This window comes from Serratia sp. CMO1 (assembly GCF_015689115.1).
GTDB lineage: Bacteria > Pseudomonadota > Gammaproteobacteria > Enterobacterales > Enterobacteriaceae > Serratia > Serratia marcescens.
Genome location: NZ_CP065032.1, coordinates 3,551,948 through 3,571,209, shown reverse-complemented (window position 1 = coordinate 3,571,209; position 19,262 = coordinate 3,551,948). Strand labels below are relative to the sequence as shown.

Sequence of the window (19,262 nt, the reverse complement as noted above, 5' to 3'; positions counted from 1 at the left end):
CGTTGAAGCAGATGGCAAGGTTGAGTCATTGGAAAGTCACTGAAACACCTTGGGAACGAGATTTTCGTTCGAAATAAAGCAGCATCGGTAACCCGACGCTGCTTTTTTTATATCTCGCGGATCAGTCCCCGGTGGCCGGCGTATTGCCTGCCGGATGCGCTTTACCCGGGAAACGGCGGCGAACCAGCACAAAGAACAATGGCACGAAGAAAATCGCCAGCAGGGTGGCGGAGATCATGCCGCCCATCACCCCGGTGCCGACCGCATGCTGGCTGCCGGAACCGGCGCCGCTGCTGGTAGCCATCGGCAGCACGCCGAAGATGAACGCCAGCGAGGTCATCAGGATCGGCCGCAGGCGCATGCGGGACGCGTCGAGCGTCGCCGACATCAGATCCTGCCCTTTATGGTTCAGCTCATTGGCGAACTCGACGATCAGAATGGCGTTTTTCGCCGACAGCCCAATGATGGTCAACAGGCCAACCTGGAAATAGACGTCGTTCTCCAGACCGCGCAGCCAGGTGGCGGCGACCGCGCCGATCACCCCCAGCGGCACCACCAGCATCACCGAGAACGGTATCGACCAGCTCTCGTACAGCGCCGCCAGCGACAGGAACACCACCAGCAGCGAGATGGCGTACAGCGCCGGCGCCTGCGAGCCGGACAGCCGTTCCTGATAGGACATCGCCGTCCATTCCAGCCCGAAACCGGTCGGCAGTTGGCTGACCAGTTTTTCCATTTCCGCCATGGCGGTGCCGGTGCTGACGCCGTTGGCCGCCTCGCCGACGATCTCCAGCGCCGAACTGCCGTTATAGCGCTCCAGCCGTGGCGAACCATACTCCCAGTGCGAGCTGGCGAAGGCCGAGAACGGCACCATGCCGCCCGCGCTGTTGCGCACATACCATTTGTTGATGTCATCCGGCAGCATGCGGAACGGCGCCGCGGCCTGCACGTAGACTTTTTTCACCCGCCCGCGGTCGACGAAGTCGTTGACGTAGGTCGAGCCCCAGGCGGTGGAGAGGGTATTGTTGATGTCGTCGATCGATACGCCCAGCGCCTGAGCCTTGCGCTGATCGATATCGATTTGCAGCTGCGGGCTGTCGTCCAGGCCGTTGTGGCGCACGCGCGACAGCAGCGGGTTTTGCGCCGCCAGCTGCAGCAATTGATCGCGCGCCGCCATCAGTTTGGCGTGGCCGAGCCCGGCGTGGTCTTCCAATTCCATGTCGAAGCCGGAGGAGTTGCCGAGACCGGTGATCGCCGGCGGGCTGCTGGCGATCACCCGGGCTTCGTTAATCTTGTTGAATGCCAGCGTGGCGCGATCGATGATGTCGAACGAGCTGTTGGCACCCGAGGTGCGCAGATCCCAGTCTTTCAGCCGCACGAACAGGCGCGCCACGTTTTGGCCGTTGCCGCCGGGCCCGGAGCCGATGATGGCGAACACCGACAAAACGTCCTGTTTCTCTTCGGTGAGGAAGTACCGCTCGACCTTTTCCACCACTTTGGAGGTTTGCTGCAGGGTCGAGCCCGCCGGCAACTGCACCTGTACGGTGAAGATGCCACGGTCTTCCTGCGGCAGGAACGAGGTCGGCAGCTTGATGAACAGCAGCGCCATGCCGCCGAGCAACAGCAGATAAATCACCATGTAGCGGCCGCTGGCGTGCAGAATGCGCCCCACGCCGCGCTCATAGCGATCGGCATTGCGGTTGAACATGCGGTTGAACCAGCCGAAGAAGCCGCGCTTGCCGTGATGGTGCCCTTTGGCGATCGGTTTGAGCAGCGTGGCGCACAGGGCCGGGGTCAGGATCATCGCCACCAGCACCGACAGCACCATGGCGGAGACGATGGTGATGGAGAACTGGCGATAGATGGCGCCGGTGGTGCCGCCGAAGAACGCCATCGGCACGAACACCGCCGACAGCACCAGGGCGATGCCGACCAGCGCGCTCTGGATTTGCCCCATGGATTTGCGCGTGGCCTCTCGCGGCGGCAAGCCTTCCTCGCTCATCACGCGCTCGACGTTCTCCACCACCACGATGGCGTCGTCCACCAGCAGGCCGATCGCCAGCACCATGGCGAACATGGTGAGGGTGTTGATGCTGAAGCCGCAGGCGGAGAGGATGGCGAAAGTGCCCATCAGCACCACCGGCACGGCGATGGTGGGGATCAGCGTGGCGCGGAAGTTCTGCAGGAACAGATACATCACCAGGAACACCAGCAGGATGGCCTCCAGCAGCGTTTTCACCACGTCCTTGATCGAGGCTTTGACGAACGGGGTGGTTTCATAGGCCACTTTGGCCTCCAGCCCGTGCGGGAAGTATTGTGACAGCTCGGCGATCTTGTCCTTCACCAACTGGTCGGTCTGCAGTTCGTTGGCGCCGGAGGCCAGCTTGATGTTCATGCCGGCGGCCTGCATGCCGTTGTAGCGGCTGAGGTAGTTGTAGTTCTCGCCGCCCAACTCAACGGTGGCGACGTTGCCCAGCGTCACCAGCGAACCGTCCTGATTGACCCGCAGGGTGATCTGGCGGAACTGTTCCGGCGTCTGGAGCTGCGACTGGGCGTTGATGGTGGCGTTCAGCGCCTGTTTATCGACCGACGGCGTGCCGCCCAACTGGCCGACCGCCACCTGGGCGTTCTGCGACTGAATGGCCTTGACCACGTCCTGGGTCGTGAGCTGATAGCTGTTGAGCTTGTTGGGATCGAGCCAGATGCGCATGGCGTATTGTGAGCCATACACGTCCATGCTGCCGACGCCGTTGATGCGGCTGAGCGGATCCTGCAGGTTGGAGACGATGTAATCGGCGATGTCCTGCTTGTCCATGCTGTTGTCGGTGGAGACGAACGCCACCATCATCAGCGTAGTGTCGCCGGATTTCGAGACCGTGACCCCTTGATTCTGCACCGCCTGCGGCAAACGTTTGATCGCCGCCTGCAGCTGGTTTTGCACCTGCTGCATCGCCTCGTTGGGATCGGTGCCGGCTTCGAACGTCAGCGTGACGGTCGCCTGGCCGGTATTGGTGCTCTGCGACGACATATACATCATGTTGTCGAGGCCGGTCATATTCTGTTCAATGATCTGCGTGACGGTGTTTTCCAGCGTTTGCGCCGAGGCGCCTGGATAAGTTGCGCTGATGCGCACGTTCGGCGGCGCCAAATTCGGGTATTGTTCTACCGGTAAAGAAAAAATCGCCAATGCCCCGGTCAGGCAAAGAATAATTGCCAGCACCCAGGCGAAAATCGGGCGATCAATAAAAAAATTGGCCATGCAGCGCGAACCTCGTTATGACTTGTTCTATCTTTAAAACGCATCGGAAATATGCATTTCAGCGGCAGGGAAGGATTCCGGCGCTATTGCACTTTACTCGGGATAGTCGAGGAAAGCGTGGAGAAAAAAAGGAGATAGTGTAAATAACGGTAGCGGGAAACGGCGTGGGTGCCCCGGTGTCGATAATTGTACGCTATTAAGACATTTTTATTACTATCAAAGGCCTTGCGCATATCTTCGCCGCAGGCAACCGAAAGTAAAAACTGGATTCACCTTACAGCAGGAGCTTGGCATGGGAATTAACCCGGTATTTGCCCGTCGGCTTTATTTATGCTGGCTGATCAGCCACAGTGAACGGCCCAATGTGCCGCGGTTGATGGCGCTGACCGGTTGGCCGCGCCGCACGTTGCAGGATGTGCTGAAGGCGCTGCCCGGCATGGGCGTCGAGCTGCAGTTCGTGCAGCAGGGCGTGCGCAACAACGACGGTTTTTATCAGTTGGAAAGCTGGGGGCCGTTCAACAAGAGCTGGGTGCATCAGCATCATCAGGCGCTGCTCGGCGCCATCGAGTAGGCGGCCCCGGCGTATTGGCCGGGGCGGGGCGATCAGTGGCTTTTGTACTCCAGGTACATCACCGTCGCCGCCACGCGAGAACGCACGTCCAGCTTGCGCAGTATGTTGCGGATGTGCACCTTCACGGTTTCTTCAGAGATATGCAACTGCGCCGCCACCTGTTTGTTGGACAGGCCGCGCGCCACCTCTTGCAAGACGTCCAGTTCGCGTTCGGTCAAGGCGGTGAAGGGATCGCGCTGCTCGCTGCGCGCCAGCAAATAGTCGGCCATGGCGTCGCTGATCACGTTTTGCCCCTCGGCGGCGGCGCTGATGTGTTCCAGCAGCTGCTCCGGTTCACTGTCTTTCAGCAGATAGCCGTCGGCGCCGGCGTCGATCAGCGCATACAGATCGCTGCGCGCGTCGGAGACCGTCAGCACGATGATGCGTGCGTCCACGCCTTCGTCGCGCAGAGCCCGCAGCGTATCCAGCCCGGACATGCCCTTCATGTTCAGATCCAACAAGATCACGTCCGGCGCGTGCTGCAGCGCCAGCGCAACCGCCTCGCTGCCGTTGCCGGCCTCCGCCACCACGCCAAATCGCGCATCCAGTCCCAGCAGTTGTTTGATGCCGCGCCGCATCAACGGATGATCGTCAACGATCATGACTCGGTATTGCTTCATCACCATGAAAAATGCTCCCTGTAGCAAGTAAAGCCACTCAAACGCGCCCGGAGGCGTGCTTCACAGTGGGACTGTATCTTCAAAAATAGCGGCATTCTGCACCGCAAACCTCTCCGGGCGGCCTTCTGCCCGGCGGCAACCGTAACGCAGAGTGAACAGCCGCAAGGTCAGGGCGAGAATGTCAGGCAGACCGCCGTGCCGCCGCGGCTTCTGCGCCGGATGCGCAGCGTTCCTCCCAGTCGCGCCGCGCGTTCGCTCATGATGGTCAAGCCGTAATGCCCTTCCGGTTCTTCCAGACTGGCGATGCCGCAACCGTCGTCGGTAATGCTGAATACGTTGTCGCCTGCGGCGTTGACCTCGCAACACACCGCGATCTCGCTCGCTCCTGCGTGCTTGACGGCATTGAGCACCGCCTCGCGCACGATCTGCAGCGCGTGCACCTGCTGCTGGGCGTTGAGCGCCTGCGAGGGCAGCCGACAGTGTAACTGAATCCGCGCGGGGGTTAGCGCCTTTAATGGCTGCAACAGTTGCTCCAGCGCGGCATTCAGATCCGCCTCCTGAATGTTGAGGCGGAAGGTGGCCAGCAATTCCCTCAGCTGGCGATAGGCATCGGCCAGCGTGCGATCGAAATCGTCGATAATCGTCTGCGCCGCCGGATCGTCGGCGGCGCGCCGGAGCAGCGTCAGCTGGATGCGCAGGAACGACAGCGTCTGCGCCAGCGAATCGTGCAGCTCGCGGGCGATGGTCCCACGCTCTTCCATCAACAGCAGATATTGGTGCTGCTTTTGCGCCCGGTTGAAGTAGACGCCGCGCCCCAGCATGTTGGCCAGGCTCTGCATCAGGTGAGGATGCGGCGGCTGCGCTTCGGGCTGCCATCGCAATTCACCCAACAGTTTATCGCCTTGGGTGATCGGCAGCGCGCTCCAGGTTTGCGCCGGCGCCGGCTCTCCTTCGTTCAGTTGCCACTGACCATGATCGTCCGCCACGTTCAACCGGATGCAGCGCAGTCGTTCGCTTTGGCGCACGATGCGCAGCACATTCTCGAATGCCTGCTGATCGATCTGGCGCACGCTCAGCGCCTGTGAACAGCGATACAGCACCTCCAGCGTTTCGTTGGCCTGCTGCAGGCGCTGGGTTTTTTCCTGCACTTTCAGCTCCAGCGACTGATAGAGCCGGGCCAGCTCGTCCGACATGGCGCTGAAGGTTTGCGACAGCACGCCGAGCTCGTTCGGCAGCGCCACGTCCAGCTGCGGGTGGCGAAAGTCGCGCTGTTGCACGCGCTGGCTGGCGTCGACCAGGTGCTGCAGCGGCGTGACCACCTGGCGGCGCATAAAGCGGATGCAGAACAGCACCAGGCCGATGATGGCGGCGTAGCCCAGTACGCTGACGGCGGCCACCAGGGTGAGTTTCAACTCGGAATAACGCTGCAGAGCGGAAACAAAATGATCGACGCGGTTGACGTAGCCGGCGACCTCCGCCCGGTAGGCGGCGGCCTGCCCGTCGCGGATCTGCCGCTCCATCGCTTGCCATGTTCGTTGCAGCGCCAGATAGTGGTTGCGCACCTCGGCCGGGACGTAAAAGCGCGCCAGCTTTTGCAGCGCCGGCGCCTGCAAAGATTGCCGATACTGCTGCAGGTGCAGCTCCAGCTCCGGGCTCTGTCGATCGAGATCAAAGGCCAGGCGGTAGCTTTGCATGCGCAGCGAACCGGCGATGTTGATCGCCTCGGCATCGCTCTGGCTGCCGGCGACGGTCGTCAACGCCAACCCGGTGGCGAGCACCGACAGTATCACGATGCCGAACAGCGCCCTGGCCAGGCTGCCGGTCACGGAACGTTTAACAAGCAATCACGGAATCCTTTTCTCTCAGGTGAGGGCTGCGCCAGTTTCATTCGAAAGCAAAACTATAACTTTTGCAACTAAATTGCACCGCGATTTGTATCAAGTTGTCAACAAAACGGGAACAATTGTCGTCGTGTAATCAAATGAATAGCGAAATGCCCGCCGATGTTCAGCCGCCGCCCGGTTTCCACTGAGGATTTGTCTTTGCGGATGCGATTCGTCTGTCAGATTATGCGTCTGCCCACGATGTCTTTTTAATCCTGGTTTGCCCGGAGAGGCGTTGTGATTTTTGTTGCAAATCGTCTGCTGCGGCGCAGCGTAATCGCGGTATGATTTTCACGTTGCAACTCAAGGAAAAAGGGTCATGTCGTCGAAAATTGAGAATGTGAAGAAAGAGCTGTTGTCGGACAACTGGTATGTGCTGCACAAGTACACGTTCGATCTGAAACGCAAAAACGGCGGTTCGGTGCAACAGATGCGCGAGGTTTACGATCGCGGCAACGGCGCCACCATTTTGCTGTACAACCGCGCCAAGGGCACGGTGGTGCTGACCAACCAGTTCCGCATGCCGACCTACGTCAACGGCAACGAAAGCGGCATGCTGCTTGAGGCCTGCGCCGGCCTGCTGGACGCCGATTCGCCGGAGCAGTGCGCGCGCCGCGAAGCGGTGGAAGAGACCGGTTTTCAGGTGGGCGAGGTCAAGAAAATCTTCGAAGCCTACATGTCGCCGGGCGGCGTGACCGAGATCGTGCACTTCTTTATCGCCGAATACCATGACGATGAGCGGCGCGCGGCCGGCGGCGGCATTGAAGATGAAGATATCGAAGTGATCGAACTGCCGTTCAGCGACGCGGTGGCGATGATTGCCGATGGCCGCATTAAAGACGGCAAGACCATCATGCTGCTGCAGTATTTGCAGATTCATCGGGTGATGGAATAAAAAAAGCCGGTCATGATGACCGGCTTTTTTATCGGCTTGCGCCAGGCCGCTTACTTCAGCAGCGCCTGCGCCTGCGCCACCACGTTGTCCACGGTGAAGCCGAACTCGGCGAACAGCTGCTCCGCCGGCGCCGACTCACCGAAGGTGGTCATGCCCACGATGGCGCCGTTCAGCCCCACGTACTTGTACCAGTAGTCCGCGATACCCGCTTCCACCGCCACACGCGCCGTCACCGCCGCCGGCAGCACCGACTCGCGGTACGCCGCATCCTGCTTGTCGAACGCGTCGGTCGACGGCATCGACACCACCCGCACCTTGCGGCCCGCCGCGGTCAGCTTGTCCGCCGCTTCCACCGTGATGCCCACTTCAGAGCCGGTGGCAATCAGGATGACGTCCGGCGTGCCCGCGCAGTCTTTCAGCACGTAGCCGCCGCGGTACACGTTCGCCAGCTGCTCTGCGGTGCGCGGCTGCTGGGTCAGGTTCTGACGCGAGAACACCAGGGTGGTCGGGCCGTCGTTGCGCTCGATGCCGTACTGCCACGCCACCGCCGATTCCACCTGGTCACACGGGCGCCAGGTGCTCATGTTCGGGGTCACGCGCAGGCTCGCCAGCTGCTCCACCGGCTGGTGGGTCGGGCCGTCTTCGCCCAGACCGATGGAGTCGTGGGTGTAGACGAACACGTTGCGCAGCTTCATCAGCGCCGCCATGCGCACCGCGTTGCGGGCGTATTCCACGAACATCAGGAAGGTCGCCGAGTACGGCAGGAAGCCGCCGTGCAGCGCGATGCCGTTGGTGATGGCGGTCATGCCGAACTCGCGCACGCCGTAATGAATGTAGTTGCCCGCCGGGTCAACGTTCAGCGCTTTCGAGCCGGACCACATGGTCAGGTTGCTCGGCGCCAGGTCGGCGGAGCCGCCCAGGAACTCCGGCAGCACCTTGCCGAACGCTTCCAGCGCGTTCTGCGACGCCTTGCGGCTGGCGATGTTGGCCGGGTTGGCCTGCAGTTTTTCCACGAACGCCTTGGCGTCGGCTTGCCAGTCGGCCGGCAGCTCGCCGTTCATGCGGCGCTTGAACTCGGCGGCCAGTTCCGGGAAGGCCCTGGCGTAGGCGGCGAACTTGTCGTTCCAGGCCGCTTCCTTGGCCTGACCGGCTTCTTTGGCGTCCCACTGGGCGTAGATGTCCTGCGGGATTTCAAAGGCGGCGTATTTCCAGCCCAGTGCTTCGCGGGTGGCGGCCACTTCGGCGGCGCCCAGCGCAGCGCCGTGCACGTCATGGGTGCCGGCCTTGTTCGGCGAACCGAAGCCGATAACGGTCTTGCACATCAGCAGCGACGGCTTGTCGGTCACCTTGCGGGCTTCTTCAATCGCGGCCTTGATGGCGTCCGGGTTGTGGCCGTCGACGTTGCGCACCACGTGCCAGCCGTAGGCTTCGAAGCGCAGGGCGGTGTCGTCGGTGAACCAGCCGTCGACGTGGCCGTCGATGGAGATGCCGTTGTCATCGTAGAAGGCGGTCAGCTTGCCGAGCTTGAGGGTGCCGGCCAGGGAGCAGACTTCGTGCGAGATGCCTTCCATCATGCAGCCGTCGCCCATGAAGGCGTAGGTGTGGTGGTCGACGATGTCGTGGCCGGGGCGGTTGAACTGCGCCGCCAGGGTGCGTTCGGCGATGGCGAAGCCGACGGCGTTGGCGATGCCCTGGCCCAGCGGGCCGGTGGTGGTTTCAACGCCCGGGGTGTAGCCGTACTCCGGGTGGCCCGGGGTTTTGGAATGCAGCTGACGAAAGTTCTCCAGCTCGCGCATCGGCAGGTCGTAGCCGGTGAGGTGCAGGAGGCTGTAAATCAACATGGAGCCGTGGCCATTGGAGAGCACGAAACGGTCGCGGTCAGCCCAGTGCGGGTTAGTCGGGTTGTGGTTGAGATAGTCACGCCACAGGACTTCGGCGATGTCCGCCATGCCCATAGGGGCCCCCGGGTGGCCGGAATTTGCTTTTTGTACGGCGTCCATGCTGAGTGCGCGGATGGCGTTGGCAAGCTCTTTACGAGAAGACATAACGAAACTCCAGTGCGATTACAGTTGAGCGGCCAACATGTCTTCCAGCTTCTGCTGGTCGACGGCGAACAGGCGAATGCCTTCGGCGAGTTTTTCCACCGCCATGGCGTCCTGGTTGTGCAGCCAGCGGAACTCCGCTTCGGCCAGCGGGGCAGGTTGGTGGAAGCCCTCGGTCGACGGGGTCAGCTTGCGCTCGACCGGCTGTTCGCTGTTTTTCAGCTGTTCCAGCAGGTTCGGCGCGATGGTCAGGCGATCGCAGCCGGCCAGCGCCAGGATTTGCTCAACCTTGCGGAAGCTGGCGCCCATGATCACCGTCTGGTAACGATGACGCTTGTAGTATTCATAGATGGTGCGCACCGATTTCACGCCCGGATCCTGATCGGCGTCGTAGTCGGCGGCAGGCTGTTTGGCCTGATACCAGTCATAGATGCGGCCGACGAACGGCGAGATCAGATACACGCCGGCTTCGGCGCAGGCGCGGGCCTGGGCGAAGGAGAACAGCAGCGTCAGGTTGGTGTTGATGCCTTCTTTTTCCAGCTCTTCGGCGGCTTTGATGCCTTCCCAGGTGGAAGCCAGTTTGATCAGGATGCGCGATTTGTCGATGCCCTGTTCCTGATACATGCCGATCAGTTTGCGCGCTTTGGCGACGCACATGCCGCGATCGAACGACAGGCGGGCGTCCACTTCGGTGGAGATGCGGCCCGGCACGCTTTTGAGGATCTCGACGCCGATGTTGACCGCCAGTTTATCGCTGGCGTTGATCAGCTGGGTTTCCTTGCTGCCGCCCTGGCGGCGGGCATACTCCAGCGCTTCGGTGATCAGCGCTTTGTACTGCGGCAGCGCGGCGGCTTTCAGGATCAGCGAAGGGTTGGTGGTGGCGTCCTGGGGTTCGAACTGGCGGATGGATTCGATATCGCCGCTGTCGGCGACCACCGTGGTCAGCTGCTTGAGTGCGTCTAATTGATTCATTGATAAGCTCCTTGACCAAGCTCAATGTAGGGAAATGAGAACCTTTTTCATCATAGGGGGAACACACTGCATCATCGGATCGAGAATGAAAATGCGCTTTTTCTGATTGTTGCGATGGATAATAACAATGAATGCCGAATAAACCCAGGCGGAGCGCGGCTTGCGCGCGACCGCCATCGAGACTGCAGGCGGTTTAACGCCGTCCGGCCGCGTTTTCGTAATAGCCGATTCGCTCGACTTTCGGCGCCGATCCTCCCCCTTCAAACTCCGATTCCAGCCAGGCATCGACGATGGTTTTCGCCAGTTCGGCACCGATGACCCGCGCGCCCAGCGTGATGATCTGAGCATCATTGCTTTTGCGCGCCCGTTGGGCGGAGTAGGTATCGTGACATTGCGCCGCACGAATGCCGGGCACTTTATTGGCCACGATGCTCATACCGATGCCGGTGCCGCACAGCAGGATGCCCCGCCGATGTTTTTCCTCCCGTATCGCCTGCGCGACGCGATAGGCGATATCGGGATAGATCCCCGTTTCTACGGCGCGATCCGTCGTGTAGTCAATGACGGGGATGTCCCGTTGTTGCAGGTGGGCAACGATCAGATCCTTCAGTTCAATGGCGGCATCATCGGCGCCGATGGCGATAGGCAGCATAGCGGTCTCCTGATTGGTAACGAAAAGGGTGGCGATCCTCGGTGGCGCCACGTTCATTACCGTATCCCTGTTTAATCAAATGTTCAATTGATGTTCTTTTGTTTTTTGCTGGATTTTTCAGTTTGCCACTGTAAAAGGTGATATCAGTCACTAAAAAAGGGCTTTCAATCGTTGTTTACCCTAGTTGAGACGGGTTTTTGAGCGATATCACACTTTGATAAGTTCACTGTGGGCAAATTGAACGCGCGGCGTTAGTGTTCATTTGTTCTTTGTTTGTATTAATGATCAAAATAAGTTCCCCTACCAGAGGAGAGTGCTATGTGTCAGACCTGCATAACAGAGGCGAAAATGGCGGCCGGTATCCCCGAGATCATGAAGGCGGTTGTGGCGTACGCCCCGAAAGATTACCGCCTGGAACAGGTGCCGGTACCGAAGATCGGCCCGAAAGAGATCCTGGTGAAGATCGAGGCCTGCGGCATCTGCGCCGGTGATGTTAAAGCGTTCGAAGGGGCGCCCAGCTTCTGGGGCGATGAAAAACAACCGGCATACATCAAGGCGCCGATGATCCCCGGCCATGAATTTATCGGCCATGTCGTGGGGTACGGCGAAGGCGTCGAGGGCTTCAATCTCGGCGATCGCGTGATATCAGAACAAATCGTTCCCTGCTGGCAATGCCGCTTCTGCAACCGCGGTCAGTATTGGATGTGCGAAAAGCATGACCTGTACGGTTTCCAGAAAAACGTTAACGGCGGCATGGCCGAGTACATGAAGTTCACCAAAGAGGCGATTAACTACCATGTGCCGGCCGACCTGCCGATCGAAAAAGCCATTCTGATCGAACCCTATGCTTGCTCCTTCCATGCGGTGCAACGCGCCAATATCAAACTGGGCGATGTGGTGGTGTTGGCCGGCGCCGGCACCCTGGGGCTGGGCATGATCGGGGCGATCAAAAAGTCCGGGCCTTCGAAGCTGGTGGTGCTGGATCTGTCCGACGAACGTCTGGCCTTGGCGAAGCGCTTCGGCGCGGATGTGACGCTGAATCCCACCCGTGACGACGTGCCCGCCGCGGTTAAAGCGATGACCGACGGCTACGGCTGCGACATCTACATCGAGGCGACCGGCGCACAGAAGTCCGTGGAACAGGGCCTGACGCTGATCCGCAAGCTCGGCACCTTCGTCGAATTTTCCGTGTTCAAGGATCCGGTGACCGTCGATTGGAGCATCATCAGCGACCGCAAGGAGCTGGACGTGCTCGGTTCGCACCTCGGCCCTTACTGCTACCCGCTGGTGATCGAAGGCATCGCCAATGGCGATCTGCCGACCGAAGGCGTGGTGACGCATACGTTGCCGCTGGAACAGTTCGCCGAAGGTTTCGAGCTGATGAAGCGCGGCATCGGTTCAATCAAAGTGGTGCTTAATCCAAACCTCTGAAACCTGCGTCGTTCCTCGGGTGCGGGCGAGCCTGCGCCTCCATAATCACATGTGCTGGGGTGTTCTATGTTGCATGGACTGATTCATCGCATTGGTCTGTCACCGAAACTGCTGCTGGGCTATGCCGGCGTGTTGGTGTTCATGATGGGCGAAGGGCTGGAACAAGGATGGCTGTCGCCTTATTTGATTGGCAAAGGGCTTAGCATTCAGGAATCGGCGCTGCTGTTCAGCGTTTATGGCTTTGCGGCCGCGATCGCCGCCTGGTTTTCCGGCGTGCTGGCGGAAATCTTTACCGCCCGGCGGGTGATGTTGGCCGGCCTGCTGCTGTTTCTATTCGGTTCGGTGTGTTTTTTGACGTTCGGCCTGCCGAGCAACAACCTGGCGATCATGGTGCCGACCTATGCGCTGCGCGGCCTGGGCTATCCGCTATTTGCCTACGGTTTTCTGGTGTGGGTGGCGTATGAGGCGCCGCCGGAAAGGCTGGGGTCGGCGGTGGGGATTTTCTGGTTCGTCTACAGCGGCGGGCTCAGCGTGCTGGGCGTGCTGTATTCCAGCATCATGCTGCCTTATCTCGGCGAGATCCACACGCTGTGGAGCGCGCTGATTTTCGTCGTGCTGGGCGCGGTGATTGCGCTGATGCTCAATCGCGACGACGGCGCGGCACAGAGCGGCAACCGGGAAAAAGCGTCGCTGGGTTACGTCTTGAAGGGCATCACCATCGCGTTTGAAAACCCGAAGATTGGCCTGGGCGGCATCGTGCGCACCATTAATACCTCTGCGGCTTACGGCTTCGTCGTATTCATGCCCATGTACATGATGGATATGGGGTTCACCCGCACGCATTGGTTGCAGATGTACGCCGCGCTGTGGACGGTCAACATCATTTTCAACCTGATTTTCGGCGTGATCAGCGACGGGCTCGGCTGGCGCAATGTGGTGATGTGGTTTGGCTGCGTCGGCTGCGCCTTGACCACGCTGATGTTCTACTACGTGCCGCAATTCTTCGGCGCCAATTATCTGCTGACCGTGTGCGCCGCCGGGTTGTTCGGCGCCTGTCTGGCGGCGTTTGTGCCGTTGTCGGCCATCATGCCGTCGCTGGCGCCGGATAATAAGGGCGCGGCGATGTCGATTCTCAATCTGGGCGCCGGCCTGAGCACCTTTGTCGGCCCGGCGGTGGTGGGGCTGTTTATCGGCAGCCTCGGCGCCGTTGGCGTGATCTGGATCTTTACCGGTTTGTACCTGTTCAGCGGCGTGCTGATGAAATTTGTCACGCTGCCGAAAGAAAGCGCGACGGCGCAGGAAGAACGCGGCGCGAGTTTGGCGAAAATATCCTGACCGATCGTGAAGTTCACAGTTTTAAGGGGAAATTTATGATTAATCATCAAACTACGGCGCCGCGCGAGCTCTCGCTGCAGGGCAAGGTGGCGCTGATTACCGGCGGCGCTGCGGGGATCGGTCTCGCGATTGCCGAACTCTATCTGCAAAACGGCGCGCGCGTGGCGCTGCTCGATCGGGCGCCGCAGGTTGCGGAAGTGGCGCGACAGCTGGACGCCGAGGCGGCGTTGGGCGTCGTGGCCGACGTCACCGATGCCGCGTCGGTGGAGCGGGCGGTGGCGCAGATTGAGGCGCATTTCGGGCGGCTGGACGTGCTGGTCAACAGCGCCGGCATCGTCGCGCTGCATCCGGCCGAGGAGCTGCCGGAAACGGCGTGGGATGCAACCCTGGCGGTCAATCTGAAAGGCGTGTTTCTTACCTGCCAGGCGGTAGGGCGCCGTTTCATTAGTCAGCGCGGCGGCAGCATCATCAATCTCGCCTCGCAGGCCGGGGTGGTGGCTTTGCCTAATCACCTGGCCTATTGCGCCAGCAAAGCGGGCGTTATCGGGTTGACCCAGGTGCTGGCGCTGGAGTGGGGGCCGCACAACGTGCGGGTCAACGCCATTTCACCCACCGTGGTTTTGACGGAGCTGGGCCGTAAGGCCTGGTCTGGCGAGGTGGCTGAGCAGATGAAGCAGAAAATTCCGCTGCGGCGCTTTGCTGAGCCGCAAGATATCGCCGCCAGCGCCCTGTTTTTGGCCGGTGACGCGGCGGCGATGATCACCGGCGCCAACCTGGTGGTCGACGGCGGTTACACCATTCAATAATTTCTTATTCAGGCGACAGAGAGGCCGCGATGAACAGAATCATTAACGATCCCGATCACGTAGTGGAAGACGCCATCCAGGGCTACAGGCTGGCCCACCCGAACTATTACGCCACCACCGACAATGCGCGGGTGTTGAAATATCCGCCTGCGCCGATCGCCGGCAAAGTGGGCATCGTCACCGGCGGCGGCTCCGGCCATGAGCCGGCGTTCCTGGGCTATGTCGGCAAAAACATGCTGGATGCCGTCGCGATTGGCGAGATTTTTTCATCGCCTACGGCGGGGGCTTTTCTCGACGCCTTCAAGGCGGCGGACAGCGGTGCGGGCGTCGCTTGCCTGTACGGCAACTACGCCGGCGATAACATGAACGTCAAGATGGCGATCAAGAAGGCGACGGCGGCCGGCATACGGGTGAAAACCGTGGTGGCCAACGATGACGTCGCCTCGGCGCCGGCCAGTGAGAGGGATAAGCGACGCGGCGTGGCCGGCGAAATTCTGATGTGGAAGGTCGGCGCGGCGGCGGCGGCCAAGGGATACGATCTGGACGGCGTGATCGGCGCGGCGCAAAAAGCTATCGACCGGTGTCGTTCGATCGGCGTCGGCCTCAGTTCCTGCACCATTCCCGCGGTCGGCAAACCCAATTTTCATATCGAAGACGGCAAGATGGAGATCGGCATCGGCCATCACGGCGAACCGGGCATTGAGGTATCGCCGATCCAGTCGGCGTCGGCGATGGCCGGCACCATGCTCGATTTTGTGCTCAACGATATGCCGTTGGAACAAGGCCAGGAGGTGGCGTTGCTGATCTCCGGGCTTGGCGCCACGCCGGTGATGGAGCTGTATATCTATTATGCCGAAATAGAGCGTCGGTTGACGGCGAAAGGCGTGCGGGTGCATCGGCGCTACGTCGGCAATTACTTCACGTCGCTGGAAATGATGGGCGTGACGCTGACGCTGATGACGCTGGATGACGAACTGAAAACGCTGCTGGACATGCCGGCGCAATCTTTAGGCTTAACCCAGGTGGAGTGAATCATGACGGAACAAATTTCAACCCGGTACGGCAGTGAGATCGTTACGGGGCTGATAGAAACCATTATCAGCAACCGCGAATACCTGAGCGAAATCGACGGCGCCATCGGCGACGGTGACCATGGCATTAATATGTCGAAGGGATTCGCGATGTGCGGCGATGTCATTCGCGGCCGTGAGCTCACGCTGGCGCAGGCGTTCGATGCGGTATCGGATGCGCTGATGGAGGGCATCGGCGGTTCGATGGGGCCGCTGTACGGCAGCCTGTTCATGGGCATGGCGGAGAGCGTCCGTGAGCGCAGCGTGCTGGATAAGCAGGCATTTTTGGCGATGTTGCACGGCGGATTGAGCGAACTGCAGGACATCAGCAGCGCGGGCGTGGGCGACAAGTGTCTGATGGATACGCTGATACCGGCGGTGGCGGCGTTTGAGCAGGCGGCCGGGCGCGGTGACGACTTCGCCGCAGCGCTGGAAAAGATGAGGATCGCCGCGGAACGCGGGCGCGATTCCACGCGCGAGCTGGTGGCGAAAATCGGCCGCGCCAGCCGTCTGGGCGAGCGTTCGCGCGGCGTACTGGACGCCGGCGCGGTATCTTGCTGCCTGCTCTTGACCCGATTGGCGGACGAGGTGGAACAACGACTGAATACCGTTGCCGCTTGAACGCGTTATACTAGCGGGCATTCAGCCTTGTCGGAGGGGCGTGTATCGTCCCTCCGCCATCATCAACCGGCCTGCCGTGGGGAAACGTCTAACGGATGGAAAAACAAACTGTGTCCCAGGATAACGAACTGCTGACCGAAATCGCCGTTGCTTATTATCAGGATGAGATCACGCAGGAAGAGATCGCCAAAAAATTCGGCATCTCACGGATCAAAGTCGGTCGTTTGCTCAAGCGCGCCAAGGAAGAAGGCATCGTCGAGATCAACGTGCGTTATCACCCGGTATTCAGCACCCGGCTGGAACAGCAGATGATGGAACGTTTTCCCATCAGCCGCGCGTTGATCGCGCTCGACCATCAGGACGAAGAGGAACAGCGTCGGCAGGTGGCGGCGCTGGTGTCCAACTATCTGGCGATGTCGCTGAAAGACGATATGGTGTTGGCGGTCGGCCAGGGACGCAACGTGGCGGCGATCGCCGATCACGTCGGCAGCGTGACGGAACGCAACTGCAAGTTCATCTGCGGCATCGGCGGCACCCACCGTCCGGGCGATGCGATCAACGCCGACCATATCAGTCGGCGCTTGGCGAAGAAGTTCGGCGGCAGCAGCGAGACGCTTTACGCGCCGGCCTACGTCGAAAATCGCGCGCTGAAAGACGCCTTCATGCAGAACGGCACGATCAAGGAAACGCTGGACCGCGCGCGTAAGGCCGATGTGGCGTTAGTCGGTATTGGCGACATGAATGAAAACAGCTATATGGTGAAATTGGGGTGGTTTACGCCGCATGAGATTATCGACGCCAGCCTTAATCAGGGCGTGATCGGCGACATCGCCGGCTATGACTTTTTCAATGCTCAGGGGCAGCATGTCGACACGGTGATGAATGACAGAGTGATCGGGCTGAGCATTGATGAGCTGCGCAAAATCCCTTGCGTGATCGCCATTGCTTCCGAGAATACCAAGGCGTTGGCGATTTTGGGCGCTTTGCGCACCGGCGCCATCGACATTATCGCCACCAGCGCGCTCAATGTGCGCACTATCCTCAACATGTCGCAATAGCGGCACCTGCAAAAAAAAAGGGTTCAGCGCCAGGCTGAACCCTCAACGATCTCCTCATTTGACCGATTATTTGCTCAGGTTGACGTCGATCGCCTGATAGAAGGCGTTGGCGGTGTCGGCTATGTCCCACACGGCAAGGATCACGTGCGAACCGCTGCGATCTGCCGGTATGTTGCACTGGTGGGTGACCTGTGCGGCAGGGATGGCGCCGCCGTCGTTGAACTGGCAGAACGGCGTCAGGTCAAAGGAAGCGCGGGTCAGCGGCTGCGAAGCGTCCCAGTTCGGCTTGGTGATGAAATAGCGCCAGCTGGTGGTGCTGTGACGGGCGGTCAGCTTCCAGGTAAAGGAGTTCGGGCCGGTTTTCAGGTTGAGCTTGTTCCAGCGCGTCGGCGTTTGCTGATCCAGTTCGAAGAAGGTGGACTTGTCGGCGCTGGCGATGTGGCCGTCAGCCGGGCCGGCCTGTGGGAAGCCTTTCAGGCCTTCGACGCTCTGCGGTTCGTACTGCACGCTGCCGCACTGTGTGTTGAGCTGCAGTTTGCACTGATAGGCGCGGCTGGCCGGCGATTCGACATAACCGTGAGCATTCGCCTGTTGCGAAACGCCGAACATGGCCGCGCTCAGCAGGCCCAGAGAGAGCAGGGTACGGGAAGTTTTGTTCATAAGTCACTCCTGACTGAAATTATGTTGTAAGTTGAGCGTATTTCACCGACAAAATGAGAGACTAATAACGCAATTGGAAATAACCCTTCTTGTCGGCTTGTTTTATTTTTACCATTCTGGTTTGGCCGTAGATTGGAATGTTTTACCGGCTATTAACGAAAAATATTATGATGACGATCTTTGATCGTTAGGCCGAATTTATTTAACTGTCACAGTGTAAAAGCACGGCGCTATGATGAAATTTATATCAAGTAGTGATGAATAGTATTTAAGATAGCGCTCTCATTTATGAAGTATATTGCTTGTTGCGTTGAGTACCCTTGTTTGATTTGATCGATTTTTGTGCGCCACCACCTTGGGAATTTAGTGTCATTTTTCTTATTTTATTTTAAAGAGGAATTTGTATGACTAGATTATCCCTGGACGCGATTAAAATAATCAGCACCATCAAGAACACCGGATCTTTCTCTATGGCGGCGGAGGCGCTGCATAAAACGCCTTCGGCGATCTCTTATCGGGTTTCCAATATTGAAAGCAAACTCTGCGTGAAACTTTTTCATCGTAATGGCCCCATGATTACCCTGACGGATGAAGGGGAGTTTCTCCTGCAGGAGGGCAGCTGGATATTAAATGCGGTGCAGGATCTGGAAAGCCGGGTGCGCAACATTCCCAAGCTAGACAATAATATCCGCCTGGCGGTAGACACCTTCTTCCCGCTGGAAACGCTGACGCAGGATATCCGCGACTATATTCAGCATTGCCCGAACGCCAATATCTCGGTGCAGCGGGAAGCGTTGAACGGCACCTGGGATGCGCTGAAGAACAACCGGGCGGACCTGATCATCGCCATCGGCCAAATCCCCGACAGCGTGCAGGCCAAAACCCTGATGCTCGGCAAGCTCGACTTTGTGCTGTGCGTGTCGCCTTCCCACCCGTTCGCGGCGCAGAGAACGCCGGTATGCAAGAAGCAGCGGCTGAACGACATCGTGGTCGCGATCGCCGACAGCAGCCATGAGCTGCCTAAACGCAATCACGGCACGCTGCCCTTGCAGCGTCAGTTGGTGGTATGCGATGTGGAAAGCAATCTGGCGCTGCTCAAGCGCGGCATCGGCCACGCTTTTCTGCCGCCTGCGTTGATTGAAAAGGAACTGGCCAGCGGTGAACTGGTGACGGTGCCGGTGGAGATGCAAAAGGGGGACGAAATGATTTGGCTGGCGTGGCATCCGGCCAGCAAGGGCGCCGGGTTTAACTGGTGGCATGAGCGGCTGACGCGCAAAAGCGATGTCTACAGCCTGATGGGCCGCGAAGTGGTACGGGATGGCGGCTATCCGTGGTGCCACAACTGATG

The 19,262-nt window shown here is 59.7% G+C and carries 16 protein-coding genes; 9 read left to right on the top strand and 7 right to left on the bottom strand.

Annotation, left to right across the window (positions count from 1 at the left end):
* Positions 1-121: 121 nt before the first annotated feature.
* Positions 122-3,259, bottom strand: coding sequence for a multidrug efflux RND transporter permease AcrD (acrD, locus tag IT763_RS17070; protein WP_206194868.1), 3,138 nt, complete (start codon positions 3,257-3,259; stop codon positions 122-124).
* Positions 3,260-3,551: 292 nt separating this feature from the next.
* On the opposite strand from acrD, the gene IT763_RS17065 reads away from it, so the two are divergent.
* Positions 3,552-3,830, top strand: a complete 279-nt coding sequence (locus tag IT763_RS17065) for a helix-turn-helix domain-containing protein (RefSeq protein WP_016926751.1) — start codon at positions 3,552-3,554, stop codon at positions 3,828-3,830.
* 32 nt (positions 3,831-3,862) lie between these two features.
* On the opposite strand, the gene IT763_RS17060 is transcribed toward IT763_RS17065, so the two are convergent.
* Both IT763_RS17060 and narQ read right to left on the bottom strand, forming a co-directional pair.
* The gene (locus IT763_RS17060) at positions 3,863-4,495 is read right to left on the bottom strand and encodes a response regulator (protein ID WP_004941753.1); all 633 of its coding nucleotides are present in this window, start codon (positions 4,493-4,495) and stop codon (positions 3,863-3,865) included.
* 161 nt (positions 4,496-4,656) lie between these two features.
* Entirely contained in the window at positions 4,657-6,333 is a 1,677-nt protein-coding gene (narQ, locus tag IT763_RS17055; RefSeq protein WP_016926752.1) for a nitrate/nitrite two-component system sensor histidine kinase NarQ, read from the bottom strand.
* Positions 6,334-6,691: 358 nt separating this feature from the next.
* Between narQ and nudK the strand changes: the two genes are divergently transcribed.
* The gene (nudK, locus tag IT763_RS17050; RefSeq protein ID WP_016926753.1) at positions 6,692-7,267 is read left to right on the top strand and encodes a GDP-mannose pyrophosphatase NudK; all 576 of its coding nucleotides are present in this window, start codon (positions 6,692-6,694) and stop codon (positions 7,265-7,267) included.
* A 50-nt stretch (positions 7,268-7,317) separates the two neighbouring features.
* Here nudK and tkt read toward each other — a convergent pair whose 3' ends face one another.
* From tkt to rpiB, 3 genes are all read right to left on the bottom strand, one after another.
* On the bottom strand, positions 7,318-9,312 hold the full coding sequence (gene tkt, locus IT763_RS17045; protein ID WP_206194867.1) for a transketolase: 1,995 nt from the start codon (positions 9,310-9,312) through the stop codon (positions 7,318-7,320).
* An 18-nt stretch (positions 9,313-9,330) separates the two neighbouring features.
* The gene (gene tal / locus IT763_RS17040) at positions 9,331-10,281 is read right to left on the bottom strand and encodes a transaldolase (RefSeq protein ID WP_016926754.1); all 951 of its coding nucleotides are present in this window, start codon (positions 10,279-10,281) and stop codon (positions 9,331-9,333) included.
* 193 nt (positions 10,282-10,474) lie between these two features.
* Entirely contained in the window at positions 10,475-10,933 is a 459-nt protein-coding gene (rpiB, locus tag IT763_RS17035) for a ribose 5-phosphate isomerase B (protein WP_206194866.1), read from the bottom strand.
* A gap of 318 nt (positions 10,934-11,251) precedes the next feature.
* Here rpiB and IT763_RS17030 point away from each other — a divergent pair, with 318 nt between their 5' ends.
* The 6 genes from IT763_RS17030 (at position 11,252) to IT763_RS17005 (ending at position 17,254) form a co-directional block, all read left to right on the top strand.
* Positions 11,252-12,364, top strand: coding sequence for an alcohol dehydrogenase catalytic domain-containing protein (locus tag IT763_RS17030; protein WP_028127773.1), 1,113 nt, complete (start codon positions 11,252-11,254; stop codon positions 12,362-12,364).
* Positions 12,365-12,430: 66 nt separating this feature from the next.
* On the top strand, positions 12,431-13,699 hold the full coding sequence (locus tag IT763_RS17025; protein ID WP_115436379.1) for an MFS transporter: 1,269 nt from the start codon (positions 12,431-12,433) through the stop codon (positions 13,697-13,699).
* Between the two features lie 35 nt (positions 13,700-13,734).
* The gene (locus IT763_RS17020) at positions 13,735-14,505 is read left to right on the top strand and encodes an SDR family oxidoreductase (protein WP_206194865.1); all 771 of its coding nucleotides are present in this window, start codon (positions 13,735-13,737) and stop codon (positions 14,503-14,505) included.
* Positions 14,506-14,534: 29 nt separating this feature from the next.
* Positions 14,535-15,536 carry a dihydroxyacetone kinase subunit DhaK gene (locus IT763_RS17015; RefSeq protein ID WP_049299553.1) on the top strand — a complete coding sequence of 334 codons (1,002 nt, stop codon included), beginning with the start codon at positions 14,535-14,537 and terminating at the stop codon, positions 15,534-15,536.
* A 3-nt stretch (positions 15,537-15,539) separates the two neighbouring features.
* On the top strand, positions 15,540-16,196 hold the full coding sequence (dhaL, locus tag IT763_RS17010; protein ID WP_164053936.1) for a dihydroxyacetone kinase subunit DhaL: 657 nt from the start codon (positions 15,540-15,542) through the stop codon (positions 16,194-16,196).
* A 95-nt stretch (positions 16,197-16,291) separates the two neighbouring features.
* Positions 16,292-17,254, top strand: a complete 963-nt coding sequence (locus IT763_RS17005; RefSeq protein WP_004936575.1) for a sugar-binding transcriptional regulator — start codon at positions 16,292-16,294, stop codon at positions 17,252-17,254.
* 66 nt (positions 17,255-17,320) lie between these two features.
* Here the strand turns inward: IT763_RS17005 and IT763_RS17000 are convergent, their stop codons facing one another.
* Positions 17,321-17,914: a lytic polysaccharide monooxygenase gene (locus IT763_RS17000; RefSeq protein ID WP_004936574.1), complete on the bottom strand. Its 594-nt coding sequence runs from the start codon at positions 17,912-17,914 to the stop codon at positions 17,321-17,323.
* A 404-nt stretch (positions 17,915-18,318) separates the two neighbouring features.
* Here IT763_RS17000 and IT763_RS16995 point away from each other — a divergent pair, with 404 nt between their 5' ends.
* Positions 18,319-19,260, top strand: a complete 942-nt coding sequence (locus IT763_RS16995) for a LysR family transcriptional regulator (RefSeq protein WP_033639688.1) — start codon at positions 18,319-18,321, stop codon at positions 19,258-19,260.
* Positions 19,261-19,262: the final 2 nt, after the last annotated feature.